Source organism: Oceanibaculum indicum P24, from assembly GCF_000299935.1.
GTDB lineage: Bacteria > Pseudomonadota > Alphaproteobacteria > Oceanibaculales > Oceanibaculaceae > Oceanibaculum > Oceanibaculum indicum.
This window is the reverse complement of the sequence record NZ_AMRL01000004.1, coordinates 103,497-120,753: the sequence shown is the minus strand read 5'-3', so window position 1 is coordinate 120,753 and position 17,257 is coordinate 103,497. Positions and strand designations below refer to the sequence as shown.

Annotated in this window: 18 protein-coding genes; 16 read left to right on the top strand and 2 right to left on the bottom strand. The window is 63.9% G+C overall.

The window, feature by feature from the left end; translation table 11 throughout:
* Positions 1 to 3 precede the first annotated feature (3 nt).
* From nuoG to P24_RS05090, 15 genes are all read left to right on the top strand, one after another.
* Positions 4 to 2,079 (top strand): NADH-quinone oxidoreductase subunit NuoG, encoded by a 2,076-nt coding sequence (gene nuoG, locus P24_RS05160; protein WP_008943641.1) that lies wholly within the window; start codon positions 4 to 6, stop codon positions 2,077 to 2,079.
* Positions 2,072 to 3,082 (top strand): NADH-quinone oxidoreductase subunit NuoH, encoded by a 1,011-nt coding sequence (gene nuoH / locus P24_RS05155; protein ID WP_008943640.1) that lies wholly within the window; start codon positions 2,072 to 2,074, stop codon positions 3,080 to 3,082. The genes nuoG and nuoH overlap by 8 nt, the downstream gene beginning before the upstream one ends.
* Positions 3,083 to 3,205: 123 nt before the next feature.
* Positions 3,206 to 3,694 (top strand): NADH-quinone oxidoreductase subunit NuoI, encoded by a 489-nt coding sequence (nuoI, locus tag P24_RS05150; protein WP_008943639.1) that lies wholly within the window; start codon positions 3,206 to 3,208, stop codon positions 3,692 to 3,694.
* A gap of 88 nt (positions 3,695 to 3,782) precedes the next feature.
* Positions 3,783 to 4,397, top strand: a complete 615-nt coding sequence (locus P24_RS05145; protein ID WP_008943638.1) for an NADH-quinone oxidoreductase subunit J — start codon at positions 3,783 to 3,785, stop codon at positions 4,395 to 4,397.
* Between the two features lie 5 nt (positions 4,398 to 4,402).
* The gene (gene nuoK, locus P24_RS05140; protein ID WP_008943637.1) at positions 4,403 to 4,711 is read left to right on the top strand and encodes an NADH-quinone oxidoreductase subunit NuoK; all 309 of its coding nucleotides are present in this window, start codon (positions 4,403 to 4,405) and stop codon (positions 4,709 to 4,711) included.
* Positions 4,712 to 4,717: 6 nt separating this feature from the next.
* Entirely contained in the window at positions 4,718 to 6,649 is a 1,932-nt protein-coding gene (gene nuoL, locus P24_RS05135; RefSeq protein WP_008943636.1) for an NADH-quinone oxidoreductase subunit L, read from the top strand.
* A 3-nt stretch (positions 6,650 to 6,652) separates the two neighbouring features.
* Complete coding sequence (locus P24_RS05130) at positions 6,653 to 8,170, top strand: NADH-quinone oxidoreductase subunit M (protein ID WP_040706610.1); 1,518 nt, start codon at positions 6,653 to 6,655, stop codon at positions 8,168 to 8,170.
* An 18-nt stretch (positions 8,171 to 8,188) separates the two neighbouring features.
* Positions 8,189 to 9,652 (top strand): NADH-quinone oxidoreductase subunit NuoN, encoded by a 1,464-nt coding sequence (gene nuoN, locus P24_RS05125; RefSeq protein ID WP_051013080.1) that lies wholly within the window; start codon positions 8,189 to 8,191, stop codon positions 9,650 to 9,652.
* Positions 9,649 to 10,392 carry a biotin--[acetyl-CoA-carboxylase] ligase gene (locus P24_RS05120; protein ID WP_008943633.1) on the top strand — a complete coding sequence of 248 codons (744 nt, stop codon included), beginning with the start codon at positions 9,649 to 9,651 and terminating at the stop codon, positions 10,390 to 10,392. Before nuoN ends, P24_RS05120 begins: the two co-directional genes overlap by 4 nt.
* Before the next feature lie 14 nt (positions 10,393 to 10,406).
* A complete protein-coding gene (locus P24_RS05115) occupies positions 10,407 to 11,180 on the top strand; it encodes a type III pantothenate kinase (protein WP_008943632.1) in 774 nt (257 codons plus the stop codon).
* A complete protein-coding gene (locus P24_RS05110; protein WP_008943631.1) occupies positions 11,177 to 12,919 on the top strand; it encodes a ribonuclease J in 1,743 nt (580 codons plus the stop codon). The genes P24_RS05115 and P24_RS05110 overlap by 4 nt, the downstream gene beginning before the upstream one ends.
* 41 nt (positions 12,920 to 12,960) lie before the next feature.
* Complete coding sequence (gene mce / locus P24_RS05105; RefSeq protein ID WP_008943630.1) at positions 12,961 to 13,365, top strand: methylmalonyl-CoA epimerase; 405 nt, start codon at positions 12,961 to 12,963, stop codon at positions 13,363 to 13,365.
* A 10-nt stretch (positions 13,366 to 13,375) separates the two neighbouring features.
* Positions 13,376 to 13,609, top strand: coding sequence for a DUF1467 family protein (locus tag P24_RS05100; RefSeq protein ID WP_008943629.1), 234 nt, complete (start codon positions 13,376 to 13,378; stop codon positions 13,607 to 13,609).
* A gap of 13 nt (positions 13,610 to 13,622) precedes the next feature.
* Positions 13,623 to 14,165: a DNA-3-methyladenine glycosylase I gene (locus P24_RS05095; protein ID WP_008943628.1), complete on the top strand. Its 543-nt coding sequence runs from the start codon at positions 13,623 to 13,625 to the stop codon at positions 14,163 to 14,165.
* A 417-nt stretch (positions 14,166 to 14,582) separates the two neighbouring features.
* On the top strand, positions 14,583 to 14,951 hold the full coding sequence (locus tag P24_RS05090) for a hypothetical protein (protein ID WP_156816182.1): 369 nt from the start codon (positions 14,583 to 14,585) through the stop codon (positions 14,949 to 14,951).
* Positions 14,952 to 15,000: 49 nt separating this feature from the next.
* On the opposite strand, the gene P24_RS05085 is transcribed toward P24_RS05090, so the two are convergent.
* Positions 15,001 to 16,221, bottom strand: coding sequence for an acyl-CoA dehydrogenase (locus P24_RS05085; protein ID WP_008943626.1), 1,221 nt, complete (start codon positions 16,219 to 16,221; stop codon positions 15,001 to 15,003).
* Positions 16,222 to 16,418: 197 nt separating this feature from the next.
* Here P24_RS05085 and P24_RS05080 point away from each other — a divergent pair, with 197 nt between their 5' ends.
* Positions 16,419 to 16,637, top strand: a complete 219-nt coding sequence (locus tag P24_RS05080; RefSeq protein ID WP_008943625.1) for a DUF6898 family protein — start codon at positions 16,419 to 16,421, stop codon at positions 16,635 to 16,637.
* Between the two features lie 140 nt (positions 16,638 to 16,777).
* On the opposite strand, the gene P24_RS05075 is transcribed toward P24_RS05080, so the two are convergent.
* Positions 16,778 to 17,221: a MucR family transcriptional regulator gene (locus tag P24_RS05075; RefSeq protein WP_040706662.1), complete on the bottom strand. Its 444-nt coding sequence runs from the start codon at positions 17,219 to 17,221 to the stop codon at positions 16,778 to 16,780.
* Between the last annotated feature and the right edge of the window lie 36 nt (positions 17,222 to 17,257).

The window sequence follows — 17,257 nt, the reverse complement described above, 5'->3', positions numbered from 1 at the left end:
TCCATGCCGAAACTGATCGTCGACGGCATCGAAGTCGAGGTCCCTGCCGGGGCCACCGTGCTGCAGGCCTGCGAAGTGGCCGGCAAGGAAGTGCCGCGCTTCTGTTATCACGAGCGCCTGTCCATCGCCGGCAATTGCCGCATGTGCCTGGTGGAGATGGAGAAGGCGCCGAAGCCCATCGCCTCCTGTGCCTTTCCGGCCGCCGACGGCATGGTCATCAAGACCGACACGCCGGTCGTGGAGAAGGCGCGTAACGGCGTCATGGAATTCCTGCTGGCAAACCATCCGCTGGATTGCCCGATCTGCGATCAGGGCGGCGAATGCGACCTGCAGGACCAGGCGATGGCCTATGGCCTGGGCGACAGCCGCTATCACGAGAACAAGCGCGCGGTCACCGACAAGCATATGGGGCCGCTGATCAAGACGATCATGACGCGCTGCATCCATTGCACGCGCTGCATCCGTTTCGCCAGCGAGGTGGCGGGCGTGGACGATCTGGGCGCCGTCTATCGCGGCGAGAACATGCAGATCACCACCTATCTCGAAAAGGCGCTGGCCTCCGAGCTGTCGGCCAATGTGATCGATCTGTGCCCGGTCGGCGCGCTGACCTCGCGGCCCTATGCCTTCGTGGCGCGCCCTTGGGAGCTGAAGAAGACCGAGACCGTCGATGTGATGGACGCGGTCGGCTCCGCGATCCGGGTGGACAGCCGCGGCTCCGAGGTGCTGCGCGTGCTGCCGCGCCTGAACGAGGATGTGAACGAGGAGTGGATTTCCGACAAGACGCGCTATGCCTGCGACGGGCTGAAGCGCCAGCGTCTGGATACCCCCTATGTCCGCGTGAACGGCAAGCTGCAGCCGGCGAGCTGGGACGAGGCGCTGCTGGCCGTCGCCGACCGGATACGAGCGACCCCGGCGGCCAAGCTGGCGGCGATCGCCGGCGATACGGTCGATGCCGAATCCATGTATGCGCTGAAGGGCATCATGACGGCGCTGGGGGCGGCCAGTCTCGATTGCCGTCAGGATGGCACGAAGCTGAATGCGGGCCCGCGCGCCGGCTATATCTTCAATACCGGCATCGCCGGCATCGAGCAGGCGGACGCCATCCTGCTGGTCGGCACCAACCCGCGCACCGAGGCGCCGATCCTGAATGCGCGCATCCGCAAGCGCTGGCTGGCGGGCGGTCTGAAGGTGGCTTCCATCGGCGCGCCGGCGGACCTGACCTACAAGGCGGAGTTCCTGGGCGACAGCCCGGCGATCCTGTCGGAGTTCGTCTCCGGCAAGCACGCCTTCGCCAAGGTGCTGAAGGCGGCCGAGCGGCCGATGATCGTGATCGGCCAGGGCGCCCTGACCCGCGCCGACGGCGCTGCGATCTTGGCGGCCGCACGGGAGATAGCCGAGAAGCTGAACATGGTCCGCGAGGACTGGAACGGCTTCAACGTGCTGCACACGGCCGCCGCACGCGTTGCCGGCCTCGATCTCGGCTTCGTGCCGGGCGAAGGCGGCAAGGATGTCGCCGGCATCCTGGAAGGCGCTGAGAAGGGTGAGATCGAGACGGTCTATCTGCTGGCCGCCGACGAGATCGACACCGACAGGCTGAAGAACGCCTTCGTGATCTATCAGGGCCATCATGGCGACCGCGGCGCGCATGTCGCCGACGTGATCCTGCCGGGCGCGGCCTATACCGAGAAGGAAGGCCTCTACGCCAATACCGAGGGGCGGGTGCAGCTCGGCAAGATGGCCGCCTTCCCGCCGGGCGAGGCGCGTGAGGACTGGAAGATCCTGCGCGCCCTGTCGGAGCGGCTGGGCAAGACACTGCCGTACAACTCGCTGATCGAACTGCGCCAGAAGCTGGTGGCGGACTATCCGGTCTTTGCCCGGGTGGAGCATGCCGAGGCTGGCGAATGGGGCGCGTTCGGCGCCGCCGGCATCATCGAGGATACGGCCATCGCCTATCCGATCCGGAATTTCTACATGACGGACCCGGTCAGCCGCGCCTCGGCGACGATGGCGAAGTGCACCGAGGCCTTCGTGCTGAAGAATGCGGGCGACGAGCAGGGGATGACGGGGACCCATGGTTGAGTTCTGGGACGGCTATGTACTGCCGCTGATCATCATTCTGGCGCAGATTCTGGCCATCGTGGTGCCGCTGCTGGTGGCAGTGGCCTATCTGACGCTGGCTGAACGCAAGGTGATCGCCGGCATGCAGCTGCGCACCGGCCCGGCCAAGGTCGGCCCGTTCGGCCTGCTGCAGCCGCTGGCCGACGGGCTGAAGCTGTTCGCCAAGGAGACGATCCTGCCGGCGGGCGCCAACCGTGTCGTCTTCATCATGGCGCCGATGCTGACCTTCATCCTGGCGATGGTGGCCTGGGCGGTGATCCCGGTCGGCGACGGCATGGTGATCGCCGACATCAATGTCGGCATCCTGTACCTGTTCGCGATCTCCTCGCTGGGCGTGTACGGCATCATCATGGCCGGCTGGGCGTCGAACTCGAAATACCCGTTCCTGGGCGCGCTGCGCTCGGCGGCGCAGATGGTCTCCTACGAGGTATCCATCGGTTTCGTCATCATTACCGTGCTGCTGTGCGTCGGGTCGCTGAACCTGTCGGACATCGTGCGCGCGCAGGAGACGGTATGGTTCGCCATCCCGCTGCTGCCGATGTTCGTGATCTTCTTCGTGTCCGCGCTGGCGGAGACCAACCGCGCGCCGTTCGACCTGCCGGAAGGCGAGTCGGAGCTGGTGGCCGGCTATTTCGTCGAATATTCGTCGATGAGCTTCGCACTGTTCTTCCTCGGCGAATACGCGAACATGATCCTGATGAGCGCGATGACCACCATCCTGTTCCTGGGTGGGTGGCTGCCGCCGTTCGACATCGCGCCGTTCAACTGGGTGCCGGGGCCGATCTGGTTCGTGCTGAAGATCTGCGCGGTGCTGTTCGTGTTCCTGTGGGTGCGCGCGACGTTCCCGCGCTACCGCTACGACCAGCTGATGCGTCTCGGCTGGAAGGTGTTCCTGCCGTTCTCGCTGCTCTGGGTGGTGCTGACGGCGGGTGTTCTGGTGGCCTTCGACTGGCTGCCGAAGTGAGGCTTGTCATCCGGCAGGCGGCGACTATGGTAGGCGCCGCCGGACCGGGGGGTGATTTGGGGTTCGAGGGGCAGACCCGGCTACGGGCTGCCCGCCAAGGAAGGGATTTGAGGGACGGACTGCATGGCGTTCATTGATCGAAATGCCCGCGCGCTGCTCCTGACGGAGCTGGTCTCCGGCATGGCCTTGACCTTGAAGTATTTCTTCAAGCCCAAGGTGACGCTGAACTATCCCTACGAGAAGGGGCCGATCAGCCCGCGCTTCCGGGGCGAGCATGCGCTGCGCCGCTATCCGAACGGCGAGGAGCGCTGCATCGCGTGCAAGCTGTGCGAGGCGATCTGCCCGGCGCAGGCCATCACCATCGAGGCGGAACCGCGCGAGGATGGCAGCCGGCGCACCACGCGCTACGACATCGACATGACGAAGTGCATCTATTGCGGCTTCTGCCAGGAAGCCTGCCCGGTGGATGCCATCGTCGAGGGACCGAATTTCGAGTTCGCGACCGAAACCCGCGAGGAGCTGTTCTACAACAAGGACAAGCTGCTTGCGAACGGCGACCGCTGGGAAGCCGAGATCGCGGCGAACCTGACCGTGGACGCGCCTTACCGCTGAGGGCGCGGCCGTCGGGACGGCATGGGGTTTTGACTGAGGGAGGGGCGGCCATGTTCGGCCGCATCCGGGGGCACCAATCGAGGGCTTGATGATTATCCAGGCGCTAGTCTTCTATCTGTTTGCGGGGATTACCGTGGCGTCGGCCGTCATGGTCATCGCCTCGCGCAATCCCGTGCACTCCGTGCTCTATCTCATCCTGGCCTTCTTCAATGCCGCCGGGCTGTTCGTGCTGATCGGGGCGGAATTCCTGGCGATGATCCTGGTCGTCGTCTATGTCGGCGCGGTCGCGGTGCTGTTCCTGTTCGTGGTCATGATGCTGGACATCAACTTCGTGCGGATGCGCGAAGGCTTCCTGCAGTACCTGCCAATCGGCGGGCTGATCGGCGTGATCCTGCTGGTCGAGCTGGGGCTGATCTTCGGAACCTGGATCATGGCGCCGGAGATGACGCAGCTGTCGGCGCTGCCGACGCCGGCCATGACCGAGGTGAGCAACACCGAGGCCATCGGCCAGGTCATGTATACGAAATATGTCTATCTGTTCCAGGCATCGGGTCTGGTGCTGCTGATCGCGATGATCGGCGCCATCGTGCTGACGATGCGCCAGCGCGAGGGCGTGCGCAAACAGTCCATCGCCGAGCAGAACGCGCGCCGCCCCGAGGATGTGGTGGCGACCGTGAAGGTGCCGACCGGCGGGGGAGTGTAAGCGCCATGGAAATCGGACTGTCCCATTACCTCACGCTGGCGGCGATCCTGTTCACGCTGGGTATCTTCGGCATCTTCGTGAACCGGAAGAACGTCATCATCATCCTGATGTCGATCGAACTGATGCTGCTGGCGGTGAACATCAACCTGGTCGCCTTCTCCAGCTTCATGGGTGATCTGGTCGGCCAGATCTTCGCCATGCTGGTGCTGACGGTCGCGGCGGCGGAGGCGGCCATCGGCCTTGCCATCCTGGTCGTGTTCTTCCGCAACCGCGGCTCGATCGAAGTCGAAGACGTCAACATGATGAAGGGCTGATCCGGGATGTTTGCCGCAATCGTCTTCCTGCCCCTCCTGGGCGCCATCATCGCGGGCTTCTTCGGCCGTATCATCGGCGACCGCGCGGCGCAGCTCGTCACCTGCGCGCTGATGCTGGTGTCGATGGCGCTGTCCATCGTCGTGTTCATCGACGTGGCACTGGGCGGCAATGCCCGGACGGTGGAGCTGTTCACCTGGTTCCAGTCCGGCGCGATGGACGTCAGCTGGGCGCTGCGCGTCGATACGCTGACCGCGGTCATGCTGATCGTCGTCACCGTGGTGTCGTCGATGGTGCATGTCTATTCCATCGGCTACATGTCGCATGATCATTCGATCCCGCGCTTCATGGCCTATCTGTCGCTGTTCACCTTCTTCATGCTGATGCTGGTGACGGCCGACAATCTGGTGCAGATGTTCTTCGGCTGGGAAGGCGTGGGCCTTGCCTCCTACCTGCTTATCGGCTTCTGGTACCACAAGGATTCCGCCAACGACGCCTCGATCAAGGCGTTCCTGGTGAACCGCGTTGGCGATTTCGGCTTCATGCTGGGCATCTTCGGCTGCTTCCTGCTGTTCGACACGGTGGTGTTCGACGAGCTGTTCCAGGCCGCCCCCGGCGCCGTCGGTCAGAAGATCGACTTCCTGGGCATGCAGCTTGATGCGCTGACCACGGTCTGCCTGCTGCTGTTCGTCGGCGCGATGGGCAAGTCGGCGCAGTTCATCCTGCACACCTGGCTGCCGGACGCGATGGAAGGCCCGACGCCGGTCTCCGCGCTGATCCATGCCGCGACGATGGTGACCGCCGGCGTGTTCATGGTGTCGCGCCTGTCGCCGATGTTCGAATACGCCCCGATGGCGCTGGAGGTGGTGACCTTCCTCGGCGCGATCACGGCGATCTTTGCCGCGACCGTCGGCCTGACGCAGACCGACATCAAGCGGGTCATCGCCTATTCGACCTGTTCGCAGCTCGGCTACATGTTCTTCGCCATCGGCGTGTCGGCCTATTCGGCGGCGATCTTCCACCTGATGACGCACGCCTTCTTCAAGGCGCTGCTGTTCCTTGGCGCCGGCTCGGTCATCCATGCGATGTCGAACGAGCAGGACATGCGCAAGATGGGCGGCATCTGGAAGCTGATCCCGCTGACCTACGGGCTGATGTGGATCGGCTCGCTGGCGCTGGCCGGCGTGCCCTTCTTCGCCGGCTTCTATTCCAAGGACATGATCCTAGAATCGGCTTTTGCGGCGGGCACGCCCATCGGGCATTTCGCCTTCTGGCTGGGCATTGCGGCGGCCGTGCTGACCGCGTTCTATTCCTGGCGCCTGCTGCTGCTGACCTTCCACGGCAAGCCGCGCGCCGACCATCACACGATGGAGCATGTGCACGAATCGCCGAAGGTGATGACGATCCCGCTGATCGTGCTGGCCATCGGCGCCATCTTCGCCGGCTTCGTCGGCTACGAATCCTTCGTCGGCGATGGCCGCGAGGCGTTCTGGGGCGCGTCCATCTTCGTGATGGAAGGCCGCGATGTGATCGAGGCCGCGCACCATGTGCCGCTGTGGGTGAAGCTGCTGCCCATCCTGGCCGGCGTGGTTGGCATCGGCGGCGCCTATTACGTCTATATGCTGCGTCCGGGCACGGCGGAAGCCATCGCCAACCAGTGGCGGCCGCTGTACCTGTTCCTGCTGAACAAATGGTACATCGACGAGCTGTACGACTTCCTGTTCGTGCGCCCGGTGCGCTGGATCGGCCGCGTGCTGTGGAAGCAGGGCGACGGCAGGATCATCGACGGTTTCGGCCCGGACGGCGTGGCGCTGACCACGCGCCTGCTGGCCCAGCGCACGGCGCTGCTGCAGTCGGGATATCTCTATCATTATGCATTCGCCATGCTGATCGGCGTGGTGGTGCTGGTGACCTGGTACGTGTTCTCTCGGATGGCCTGACCCATGACCAGTAGCTGGCCCTTGCTCTCGCTCGTCACCTTCCTGCCGCTGGTGGGCGCGCTGTTCATCCTGGCGACCCGCGGCGAGGCCGAGGTGGTGGCCCGCAATGCCCGCAACATGGCACTGTGGACCTCGCTCATCACCTTTGCCCTGTCGCTGATGATCTGGGCGGAGTTCGACAGCTCCACCGCCGATTTCCAGCTGGTCGAGAAGGTCGCCTGGATGCCGGAATTCGGCATCGGCTACCATATGGGCGTCGATGGCATCTCGATGTTCTTCGTGCTGCTGTCCACGCTGCTGACGCCGATCTGTGTGCTGGCGAGCTGGGATTCGGTGAAGACCCGCGTGAAGGAGTACATGATCGCCTTCCTCGTCCTGGAGACGATGATGGTCGGCATGTTCTGCGCGCTGGACCTGGTACTGTTCTACATCTTCTTCGAGGCAGTGCTGATCCCGATGTTCATCATCATCGGGGTGTGGGGTGGGGCGCGCCGCGTCTATGCCGCCTTCAAGTTCTTCCTCTACACACTGCTCGGCTCCGTGCTGATGCTGCTGGCCATCCTGGCGATGTATTTCGATGCCGGCACGACCGACATCCCGACGCTGATGGCGCACGGCTTCCCGGCGGGCATGCAGCACTGGCTGTGGCTGGCCTTCTTCGCCTCCTTTGCGGTGAAGGTGCCGATGTGGCCGGTGCACACCTGGCTGCCGGACGCCCATGTCGAGGCGCCGACCGCGGGCTCCGTGATCCTGGCCGGCGTGCTGCTGAAGATGGGCGGTTACGGCTTCATCCGCTTCAGCCTTCCGATGATGCCGGAAGCCAGCGAGTTCTTCGCGCCGCTGGTGTTCGCGCTGTCCATCGTCGCGGTGATCTACACCTCGCTGGTGGCGCTGGCGCAGGAGGATATGAAGAAGCTGATCGCCTATTCGTCGGTCGCCCATATGGGCTTCGTGACCATCGGCATCTTCACCGCCACCATGCAGGGGCTGCAGGGCGCGATCTTCCAGATGCTGAGCCATGGCATCGTCTCTGGCGCGCTGTTCCTGTGCGTCGGCGTGGTCTATGACCGGCTGCACACCCGCGAGATCGCGCGCTATGGCGGCCTCGTCCACAACATGCCGCGCTATGCGCTGGTGTTCATGGTGTTCATGCTGGCTTCGGTCGGCCTGCCGGGCACCAGCGGCTTCGTCGGCGAGTTCCTGGTGCTGACCGGCGCCTTCATGACCAACAGCTGGATCGCCTTCCTGGCGGCCACCGGCGTGGTGCTGGGCGCGGCCTACATGCTCTACCTCTACCGGCGGGTCGTGTTCGGCGTGTTGGACAAGGACGATGTGAAGGCGATGCTGGACCTGAACTGGCGCGAGAAGGCGATGTTCGCGCCGCTGATCGTGCTGGTGCTGTGGATGGGCATCTACCCCTCGACCTTCCTGGACGTCATGGCGGTGTCGGTCGAGAATCTGATCCAGAATTACGAGACGGCGCTGGCTGCCGGCCAGGCGACCTCCGTGGCGGTACGGTAAGGGACGGGGCAAACGGACATGCAAGACACAACCCTTGTGCTCGGAAGCCTCGTGCTCGGACCGGCAATCCCGGAAATCTTCCTGGCCTGCGCCGGCATGGCGCTGCTGCTGCTGGGCGTGTTCCAGGGCAACCGGTCGCTGCGCAGCCTGTCCTGGCTGACCGTGGCCAGCTTCGCCGTCACGGCGGTGCTGCTCTACATCTTCGCCGGCTGGGGCGGGAAGGTCATCGCCTTCGAGGGGATGTTCGTCGCCGATTCCTTCGCGCTGTTCGCCAAGCTGTTCATCCTGCTGGGCTCGGCGGTCGCGGTTATCCTGTCGATGGATTATCTGGAGCGCGAGAACGCGGCGCGCTTCGAATATCCGGTGGTGATCCTGTTCGCCACGGTCGGCATGATGATGATGGTGTCGGCGAACAATCTGATGTCGCTCTATGTCGGCCTCGAACTGCAGAGCCTGTCGCTCTACATCGCGGCGGCCTTCCGGCGCGATTCGCTGCGCTCCACCGAGGCGGGCCTGAAATATTTCGTCCTGGGGGCATTGTCCTCGGGCATGCTGCTCTATGGCAGCTCGATGATCTATGGCTTCACCGGCAGCACCGATTTCGCGGTTCTGGCGCAGGCGCTGGGCGGCGAGCCGTCGGTTGGCCTGATCGTCGGCATCGTGTTCCTGTCGGCTGGCCTTGCCTTCAAAGTCTCCGCTGTGCCGTTCCACATGTGGACGCCGGACGTCTATGAGGGCGCACCGACCCCGGTGACCGCGCTGTTCGCCTCGGCGCCGAAATTCGCCGCTATCGCGCTGTTCTGCCGGGTGATGGTGGAGCCGTTCGGCGAGATCGCCAGCCAGTGGCAGCAGATCATCGTGCTGATCTCCATCGGCTCCATGGTGTTGGGCGCGCTGGCCGCCATCATGCAGACCAACATCAAGCGCCTGATGGCCTACAGCTCCATCGGCCATATGGGCTATGCGCTGGTTGGCCTGGCTGCCGGCAGCGAGGTCGGCGTGCGCGGCGTGCTGATCTACATGGCGATCTATCTGGTGATGAATGTCGGCACCTTCGCCGTCATCCTGTGCATGCGCCAGCAGGGCCGGCTGGTCGAGAACATCTCCGACCTGGCGGGCCTGTCCCGCACCCATCCGATGATGGCGGTGGCGCTGACCATCTTCATGTTCTCCATGGCGGGCATTCCGCCGCTGGCCGGCTTCTTCGGCAAGCTGTACGTGTTCCTGGCCGCCATCGAGGCCGGCCTTTATATCCTCGCCGTCATCGGCGTGGTCAGCAGCGTCGTTGGCGCCTTCTACTATCTGCGCATCGTGAAGGTGATGTATTTCGACGAGCCGGTTGAGGAGCTGGACAGCCCGGTCCGCCGTGAACTCGGTACGGTGATCGCAGTCAGCGGCCTGTTCACCCTGCTGTTTTTCCTGTGGCCGGCGCCGATCCTGAACGGGGCCGCACAGGCGGCGGCGGCGCTCTTCCCGGGATGATCGAGGCTGGTCCGCGCTTCGAGGTCGTCGCCCTCGGCAGCGTCGGCAGCACGAATGACGAGGCGCATGCTCTTGCCCGGCAGGGGGCGGCTGACCGTACGGCGGTAACCGCCGAGGAGCAGCTGGGGGGCAGGGGGCGCCGCGGTCGTGCCTGGGCATCGCCGCCGGGCAATCTCTATCTCTCCGCGATCCTGCGGCCTTCCTGCCCGGCGGGGCAGGCGGCCCAGCTTTCCTTCATCGCCGCGCTGGCAGTGCGCGATCTGGTGCGCCGGTTCCTGCCCGACAGCGTGCCGGTGGCGGTGAAATGGCCGAACGATGTGCTGGTGGACGGGCTGAAGATTTCCGGCATCCTGCTGGAAACAGGCCCGGTCAGCGGCGGCGATGTCGAATATGTGATCCTCGGCATGGGCATCAATCTCGCGCATTACCCGACGGACTCGGAGCGCCCGGCAACCAGCCTCGCCGCCCAGGGAGCGGACCCCGGCGTTCTGGCGGCCCGTGACACCCTGTTGCAGGCGCTCGGCCATTGGGACAGCCAGTGGCGGACACAGGGCTTCCCGGCGATCCGGGAGGCATGGCTGCGCGATGCCATCGGCCTTGGCGCGCCGATCCAGGTGCGGCTGCCGGACAGCACGCTTGAGGGCGTGTTTGCCGATCTCGACGGGGACGGGGCGTTGCTGCTGCAACAGCCGGACGGGCGGCGCCGGATCACCGCCGGCGACGTCTTCCTGGCGCGGTAGGAGGGGGATCGGACATGCTGCTGGCCATTAACTCCAACAACACCAATGTGAAGTTCGCGCTGTATGACGATGACCGGGAGATCGGCTCCTGGCGCATCGGCACCGATGCCAAGCGCACGGCGGACGAATATGCGATCTGGCTGATCCAGCTGATGGCGCTGAAAGGCAAGACGCCCGCCGATGTGACGGAATGCCTCATCGCCTCTGTCGTACCGGACACGCTTTATAACCTTCGGCAGCTTTGCCGCGCCTATTTCGGGCGCGATGCGCTGGTCTATGGCGACGCCTCGGTGAAGAAGGGCACGGTCGCCAAGGTGGACCGGCCGGAAGAAGTTGGCGCCGACCGTCTGGTCAATACGGTCGCGGCGCACCATTTCTACGGTGGTCCCGCCATTGTTGTCGATTTCGGCACCGCCACGACCTTCGACGTGGTCGATGCCGACGGCAATTATTGCGGCGGGGTCATCGCGCCGGGCATCAACCTTTCGATCGAGGCGTTGCGCATGGCAGCAGCCCTGTTGCCGCGCGTTGCGGTGCGCCGGCCGGAGAAGGTGATTGGCTCGACCACGGTTGGCTGTTTCGAGTCCGGCATCTTCTGGGGCTACATCTCGCTGATCGAGGGGCTTGTGGCGCGTATCCGTGACGAATTCGGCCAGCCCATGAAGGTTATCGCGACCGGCGGGCTGGTACCGGTCTTCGCCGATGCGACCGGCATCTTCGACATTCTCGACCAGGACCTGACGATGAAGGGCATGGTCATCGTGAACCGCTTGAACAGACAGGCATGACGAAAAAACAGAAGAAGAACGCCGCCGCGCCGGTCAATGGCGCGGCCCTGAAGAGTGCGGCCCGTAATGGTGTCGTCACCGATTATCTCGATCCAGACGACGAGGGGCTGTACTTCCTGCCGCTTGGCGGCGCCGGCGAGATCGGCATGAACCTCAACCTCTACCGCCACAAGGGTCAGTGGCTGATGGTCGATTGCGGCGTGACCTTCGGCGACGATTCGATGCCGGGGATCGAGGTCATCACGCCGGACCCGACTTTCATCGTCGAGCATGTGGACGAGCTGTGCGGCCTGATCCTGACCCACGCGCATGAGGATCATCTGGGCGCGGTGCCCTATCTCTGGAAGCGTCTGCGCTGCCCGATCTACGCCACGCCCTTCACCGCCTCCGTGCTGCGCCGTAAGCTGGAGGATACCGACTTCGGCAAGCAGGTGCCGGTCACTGTGGTTCCGCTTTCCGGCACTTTCGAGGTGGGGCCGTTCGAGATCGAACTGATCACCCTGACCCATTCGATCCCGGAGCCGAACGCGCTGGTGATCCGCGCCGGCGAGGCCGGGCCGGTGGTACATACCGGCGACTGGAAATTCGACCCCGACCCGCTGGTCGGCCCGACCTCCGACGAGGCGCGCCTGCGCGACCTGGGCGAAGAGGGGGTGCTGGCGATGATCGGCGATTCCACCAACGTCTTCCGGGAAGGCGAGGCGGGATCAGAGGCCGATGTGCGCCGGAACCTGATCGAGATGGTGGGCCGCTTCAAGAACCGCGTGGCGGTTGCCTGCTTCGCCTCCAACGTGGCGCGGCTGGAAACCATGGCGAAGGTGGCCGAGGCAAATGGCCGTCATCCGGCGCTGATCGGGCGCTCCCTGTGGCGCATGAATTCGGCGGCGAAGGAGAATGGCTATCTGAAGGGCATCGAGTTCCTGAGCGAGCACGATGCGGGCTTCCTGCCGCGCGACAAGGTGCTGCTGATCTGCACCGGCAGCCAAGGCGAACCGCGTGCCGCGCTGTCCCGCATCGTCGGCGACAGCCACCCGCACATCACGCTGGAAGGCGGGGATACGGTGATCTTCTCCTCGCGGGTGATTCCGGGGAACGAGAAATCCATCGCCCGGGTGCAGAACGCGCTGATCCGCCGCGGCATCGAGGTGGTGACGGCGAAGAATGACGATATCCACGTCTCTGGCCATCCGGCGCGCGGCGAGCTGGTGCGCATGTATCAGCATGTGCGCCCGCAGATCGCCATTCCGGTGCATGGCGAGAGCCGCCATCTGATCGAGCATGCAAGGCTGGCGCGCGACTGCCAGGTGCCGGAAGCGCTGGTCGTCGCCAATGGCGATGTCATCCGGCTCTATCCGGGGCCGGCGGAGCGGGTGGACGAGGTCTATAACGGCCGCCTTGCGCTGGACGGCAAGCGGCTGGTGCGGCTGGGCGATCCGGTACTGCGTGACCGCCACCGGCTGATGCACAGCGGTGCCGTAACGCTGACGCTGGTGCTGGACAAGGCAGGGCGGCTGCGCAGCGACCCTGTCGGCAGCTTCCATGGCGTACTGGAGGTCGATGATCCGGCCTGCGACGATATCCTGGATCTGGCGGCCGATACGGTCGAGGCGATGCAGTCGGGCGCGCGGCGCGACGATGCGTCGGTGGCCGAGGCGGTGCGGATCGCGGTGCGCCGGGCGCTGAACGAGGAGCTGGGGCGCAAGCCGGTGACCGATGTGCATGTGGTCAGGCTGAACTAGCGGACCTATCATCGGATCATGAGACAAGACGGAAGCAACGCATGATCGGCCGGCTGAACCATGTCGCCATTGTCGTGCCCGATCTGGCGGCGGCGGCGGAGAGCTATCGCGGCATCCTTGGGGCCGAGGTTTCCGAGCCTCTCGATATGCCGGAACATGGTGTGACCACGGTGTTCGTCACGCTGCCGAACACCAAGATCGAGCTGCTGCATCCGCTGGGGGAGGGCTCCCCGATCCGCACCTTCCTGGAGCGGCATCCGTCGGGCGGCATGCATCATCTGTGTTATGAGGTCGCGGATATCTACGCCGCGCGGGACCGCCTGGCGGAAGCGGGGCTGAGGGTTCTGGGCGATGGCGAGCCCAGGATCGGCGCCCATGGCAAGCCGGTGCTGTTCCTGCATCCGAAGGATATGCACGGCACGCTGGTCGAAATCGAGCAGGCTTGAGGAAACGGGAATGTACTGGACATCGGGAATCGTCGTTTACGTCATCGCCTGGTGGATCGTCTTCTTCATGATGCTGCCGGTCGGCGTGAAGACGCCGGACAAGCCGGAGACGGGGCATGCCGCCAGCGCACCGGTGAAGCCGATGCTGGTGCGCAAGGCGCTGATCACCAGCGTCATCGCCGCGGTAATCTGGGCCGTGGTCTACTGGATCGTATCGTCCGACTTCTATTCCTTCCGGCAATAGGGGCTTAAGGCCGATGTCAGGCTATTGCGACAGCGCGCCGGGGCACCCGGTCCATGCCAGCTATCACGATACGGAATACGGTTTCCCTGTCAGTGACGACAAGGTGCTGTTCGAGCGGCTGGCGCTGGAGATCATGCAGGCAGGATTGTCCTGGGAAATCACGCTGAAGAAGCGGCCGGCCCTGTTCGCTGCCTTCGAGGGCTTCGATCCGGCGGTCGTTACCCGCTATGGCGAGGCTGAGCGGGCGCGCCTTCTGGCCGATGCCGGCATCATCCGTAACCGGCTGAAGATCGATGCCATCATCCACAATGCCGGCATTATCTGCGGCATGCAGGATAGCCATGGCTCGTTCGGCGGCTGGCTCGATACACACCACCCGCTCGACAAGGCAGGCTGGGTGAAGCTGTTCAAGAAGACCTTCCGCTTCACCGGCGGTGAGATTGTCGGCGAGTTCCTGATGAGCACCGGCTATCTGCCCGGCGCGCACCGGGACGACTGCCCGATTCAGGCGCTGATCCTGGCGGCAAATCCGCCCTGGAGGCGTCAGTCGCGATAGAGTCGCATTATCGAATGCGTATTATTTAGGCAAATGGCGGTGATAATCTTCGCAAATGCCAAAACTGCCAGCAAAATAGGCAAAAAATAATGGCAAGAGCGGGTTTGCTCTTGCCATAGTGCAATGCACAATTCATATTTTTTCTCAGGTCGTTTGAGGCTGTTATGGCCTCTCGACCGACGCCTGGTGGCGATTCCTCCCTAAACTTGGGCCGTGCCGCTTAACAGCGGCGCGGTCTTTTTTTGTGCCGCTCAGGCTACAAAATAGATTTCACTGAGTCATCAACTTTCTGCATGTTAGATGCAAATGCCAGACAGTGGAATTTCGTCCATGCGGTTTGCCCTTTCAAATCTCCTCACTTCCGGCGCTGCCATCGGGCTGATGCTTGCGGCCGGTCCGGCCATGGCGACGGAGATCATGGTTCAGGGAGACGTCTGCTCCGGCGCTGTCCAGCACCGGCCGGATGCAGGCGTGGCCTATCAGCCTGGCGTCGATGCCTATGGCCGGAAGGTGGCCCCGGCGGACCTGTCCGGCGGCAGCGCCATCCGGATTCCCGATACCATTGCCATCGACATAACGGTCGAGCTGCAGAAGCGCTATGGCCTGCCGTCCGATTCCAGGCTGTTCAAGCCTGAGGCGCGCATCGGCACGCTGGAGGTGGATCGTGATGGCGCCATGCGCTTCAACGGTGAGCCTGTGAGCAGGGACGAGGCGCTCGCGGTTCAGGCGGCCTGCCGCGCCGCGCTGGGCCTGCCTCCGCTGCCGCTGCCCAAGCCGGCGAAATAAAAAGGGCGGCCCCACAAGGCCGCCCTTTCCACTAGCTATGCCGGAAGGCTTACATGAAGGCCTGCAGGCCGGTCTGGGCGCGGCCCAGGATCAGCGCATGCACGTCATGGGTGCCTTCGTAGGTGTTCACCGCCTCCAGGTTCATCACATGGCGGATGACGTGATATTCGTCGGAAACGCCATTGCCGCCATGCATGTCGCGGGCGACGCGGGCGATGTCCAGCGATTTGCCGCAATTGTTGCGCTTCAGCAGCGAGATCATCTCCGGCGCGGCGCGGCCCTCATCCATCAGTCGGCCCAGGCGCAGGCAGGAATGCAGGCCCAGCGTGATCTCGGTCTGCATGTCGGCCAGCTTCTTCTGGACCAGCTGGTTGGCGGCCAGCGGCCGGCCGAACTGCTTGCGGTCCAGCGTGTACTGGCGGGCGGCGTGCCAGCAGAACTCGGCGGCGCCCAGCGCGCCCCAGGCAATGCCGTAGCGCGCCTTGTTCAGGCAGCCGAACGGGCCCTTCAGCCCCTCGACATTCGGCAGCAAATTCTCTTCCGGCACGAACACCTCGTCCATCACGATCTCGCCGGTGATGGAGGCTCGCAGGCTGAACTTGCCCTCGATCTTCGGCGCGGACAGGCCCTTCATGCCCTTTTCCAGGATGAAGCCGCGGATCACGCCATCCTCGGTCTTGCCCCAGACGACGAAGACGTCGGCGATCGGGGAATTGGTGATCCACATCTTCGCGCCCGAGATGACATAACCGCCATCGACCTTCTTGGCGCGGGTCTTCATGCTGCCGGGATCGGAGCCGTGGTCCGGCTCGGTCAGGCCGAAACAGCCGACCCATTCGCCGGTCGCCAGCTTCGGCAGGTACTTCTGGCGCTGCGCCTCGCTGCCATAGGCATGGATCGGGTGCATGACCAGGCTGGACTGCACGCTCATCGCCGAGCGGTAGCCGGAATCGACACGCTCGACCTCACGGGCGACCAGGCCGTAGCAGACATAGTTCACGCCGGCACAGCCATAGCCGTCGATGGTGGAGCCGAGGAAGCCCTGCTCGCCCAGCTCGTTCATGATCTCGCGGTGGAAGACCTCGTGGCGGAAGGCTTCCTGCACACGGGTCATCAGCTTTTCTTCGCAGAAGGCGCGCGCGGCATCCTGCACCATGCGCTCATCCTCGGTCAGCGCATCGTCGAGAAGCAGCGGATCTTCCCAGGAGAAGCTGGGGCGATGCGCCTTGCCGGCGGCGGGTTTCATGGCGGTGGCGGCCTGCGCGGTCATGGTCGTTACTCCGGTAGCTCGAAAGGACCGTTGAAATGCGGAACAGAGTTGTTCACCAAACGAACATAGCGTGCAACCCCGGAATCTCCATATATATGGTTGGGTTGCGGCAAAACGCCATGAAGCGCATGTGCCGAGGGCGGAAAACTGGGATATATTGGTCGCCCGCTTTTGACGGATTGACCTGACGGGATCGCATGAAGACCGGCTTCGACGAGAACAGCGTGATCATCGAATTCTATTCGGTAGGCGCCTATGTGAAGGTCAGCGCCATCGATCCCAGGACTCTGGTCGAGGTCTCCATCGTGGGGGACCCGCAGCGGGGCGAAGCGGCTCTTCGTCACGCCGTGCTGCGCAAGCTGCGCTTCGTCATGGAAAAAAGGGAAAAGGGGGGCCGGGGCGGTCTCATCGTCTGAGAGCCGGTTTGCAAGCATGCGGAGCCGTCTGCACATGACGCTTGCCCCTTGGCGCTGTTGCCACTTAAGGCTGACATGCCCCCTGATCACCCGCGCTTGGACGGGCCTGGCGGGTTATCTGTAACGCTGCAAGCAGGCAATCAGGCGCTGGCGCGTCGTCCCCGGCTGCCGCTCTTGCCGAGACCAATCTTCTTGGCGAAGGCGGAGCGCTGCTTGGCATAGCTCGGCGCCACCATCGGATAGTCAGCCGGCAGGTTCCATTTCGCCCGGTATTCGTCCGGCGTCATGTTGTAGTTGGTGCGCAGGTGACGTTTCAGCATCTTCAGCTTCTTGCCGTCTTCCAGGCAGATAATGTAGTCGTCACCGATGGACTTCCGGATGGCCACTGCCGGCTTTAACGGCTCGGCCGGCATTTCGCCATTCCGGTCGCTGAGGGCGCGCAACGAACTGTATACTGTGCCGATGATCTCGGACACTTGCGCGGCGGGCAGAGGGTTATTGCGCAGATAAGCAGCCACGACTTCGCTTGTCATTTTCAGAAGTTCGTTTGCCGTGACGCTTTCTGGCGCGGTCTCTGGGTTCATCTCCACATCCATCGTTAAGTTTTGTAAAATTTGATA

Excerpts from the sequence above, each read along its gene's own strand:
- P24_RS05100 (WP_008943629.1), top strand. The coding sequence starts at position 13,376 with ATGTACTGGACATCGGGAATCGTCGTTTACGTCATCGCCTGGTGGATC.
- P24_RS05110 (WP_008943631.1), top strand. The coding sequence starts at position 11,177 with ATGACGAAAAAACAGAAGAAGAACGCCGCCGCGCCGGTCAATGGCGCG.
- P24_RS05095 (WP_008943628.1), top strand. The coding sequence starts at position 13,623 with ATGTCAGGCTATTGCGACAGCGCGCCGGGGCACCCGGTCCATGCCAGC.
- P24_RS05080 (WP_008943625.1), top strand. The coding sequence starts at position 16,419 with ATGAAGACCGGCTTCGACGAGAACAGCGTGATCATCGAATTCTATTCG.
- P24_RS05115 (WP_008943632.1), top strand. The coding sequence starts at position 10,407 with ATGCTGCTGGCCATTAACTCCAACAACACCAATGTGAAGTTCGCGCTG.
- nuoG (WP_008943641.1), top strand. The coding sequence starts at position 4 with ATGCCGAAACTGATCGTCGACGGCATCGAAGTCGAGGTCCCTGCCGGG.
- P24_RS05120 (WP_008943633.1), top strand. The coding sequence starts at position 9,649 with ATGATCGAGGCTGGTCCGCGCTTCGAGGTCGTCGCCCTCGGCAGCGTC.
- nuoN (WP_051013080.1), top strand. The coding sequence starts at position 8,189 with ATGCAAGACACAACCCTTGTGCTCGGAAGCCTCGTGCTCGGACCGGCA.
- nuoH (WP_008943640.1), top strand. The coding sequence starts at position 2,072 with ATGGTTGAGTTCTGGGACGGCTATGTACTGCCGCTGATCATCATTCTG.
- P24_RS05090 (WP_156816182.1), top strand. The coding sequence starts at position 14,583 with ATGGTTCAGGGAGACGTCTGCTCCGGCGCTGTCCAGCACCGGCCGGAT.
- nuoK (WP_008943637.1), top strand. The coding sequence starts at position 4,403 with ATGGAAATCGGACTGTCCCATTACCTCACGCTGGCGGCGATCCTGTTC.
- P24_RS05075 (WP_040706662.1), bottom strand. The coding sequence starts at position 17,221 with ATGAACCCAGAGACCGCGCCAGAAAGCGTCACGGCAAACGAACTTCTG.
- mce (WP_008943630.1), top strand. The coding sequence starts at position 12,961 with ATGATCGGCCGGCTGAACCATGTCGCCATTGTCGTGCCCGATCTGGCG.
- P24_RS05130 (WP_040706610.1), top strand. The coding sequence starts at position 6,653 with ATGACCAGTAGCTGGCCCTTGCTCTCGCTCGTCACCTTCCTGCCGCTG.
- P24_RS05085 (WP_008943626.1), bottom strand. The coding sequence starts at position 16,221 with ATGACCGCGCAGGCCGCCACCGCCATGAAACCCGCCGCCGGCAAGGCG.
- nuoL (WP_008943636.1), top strand. The coding sequence starts at position 4,718 with ATGTTTGCCGCAATCGTCTTCCTGCCCCTCCTGGGCGCCATCATCGCG.
- P24_RS05145 (WP_008943638.1), top strand. The coding sequence starts at position 3,783 with ATGATTATCCAGGCGCTAGTCTTCTATCTGTTTGCGGGGATTACCGTG.
- nuoI (WP_008943639.1), top strand. The coding sequence starts at position 3,206 with ATGGCGTTCATTGATCGAAATGCCCGCGCGCTGCTCCTGACGGAGCTG.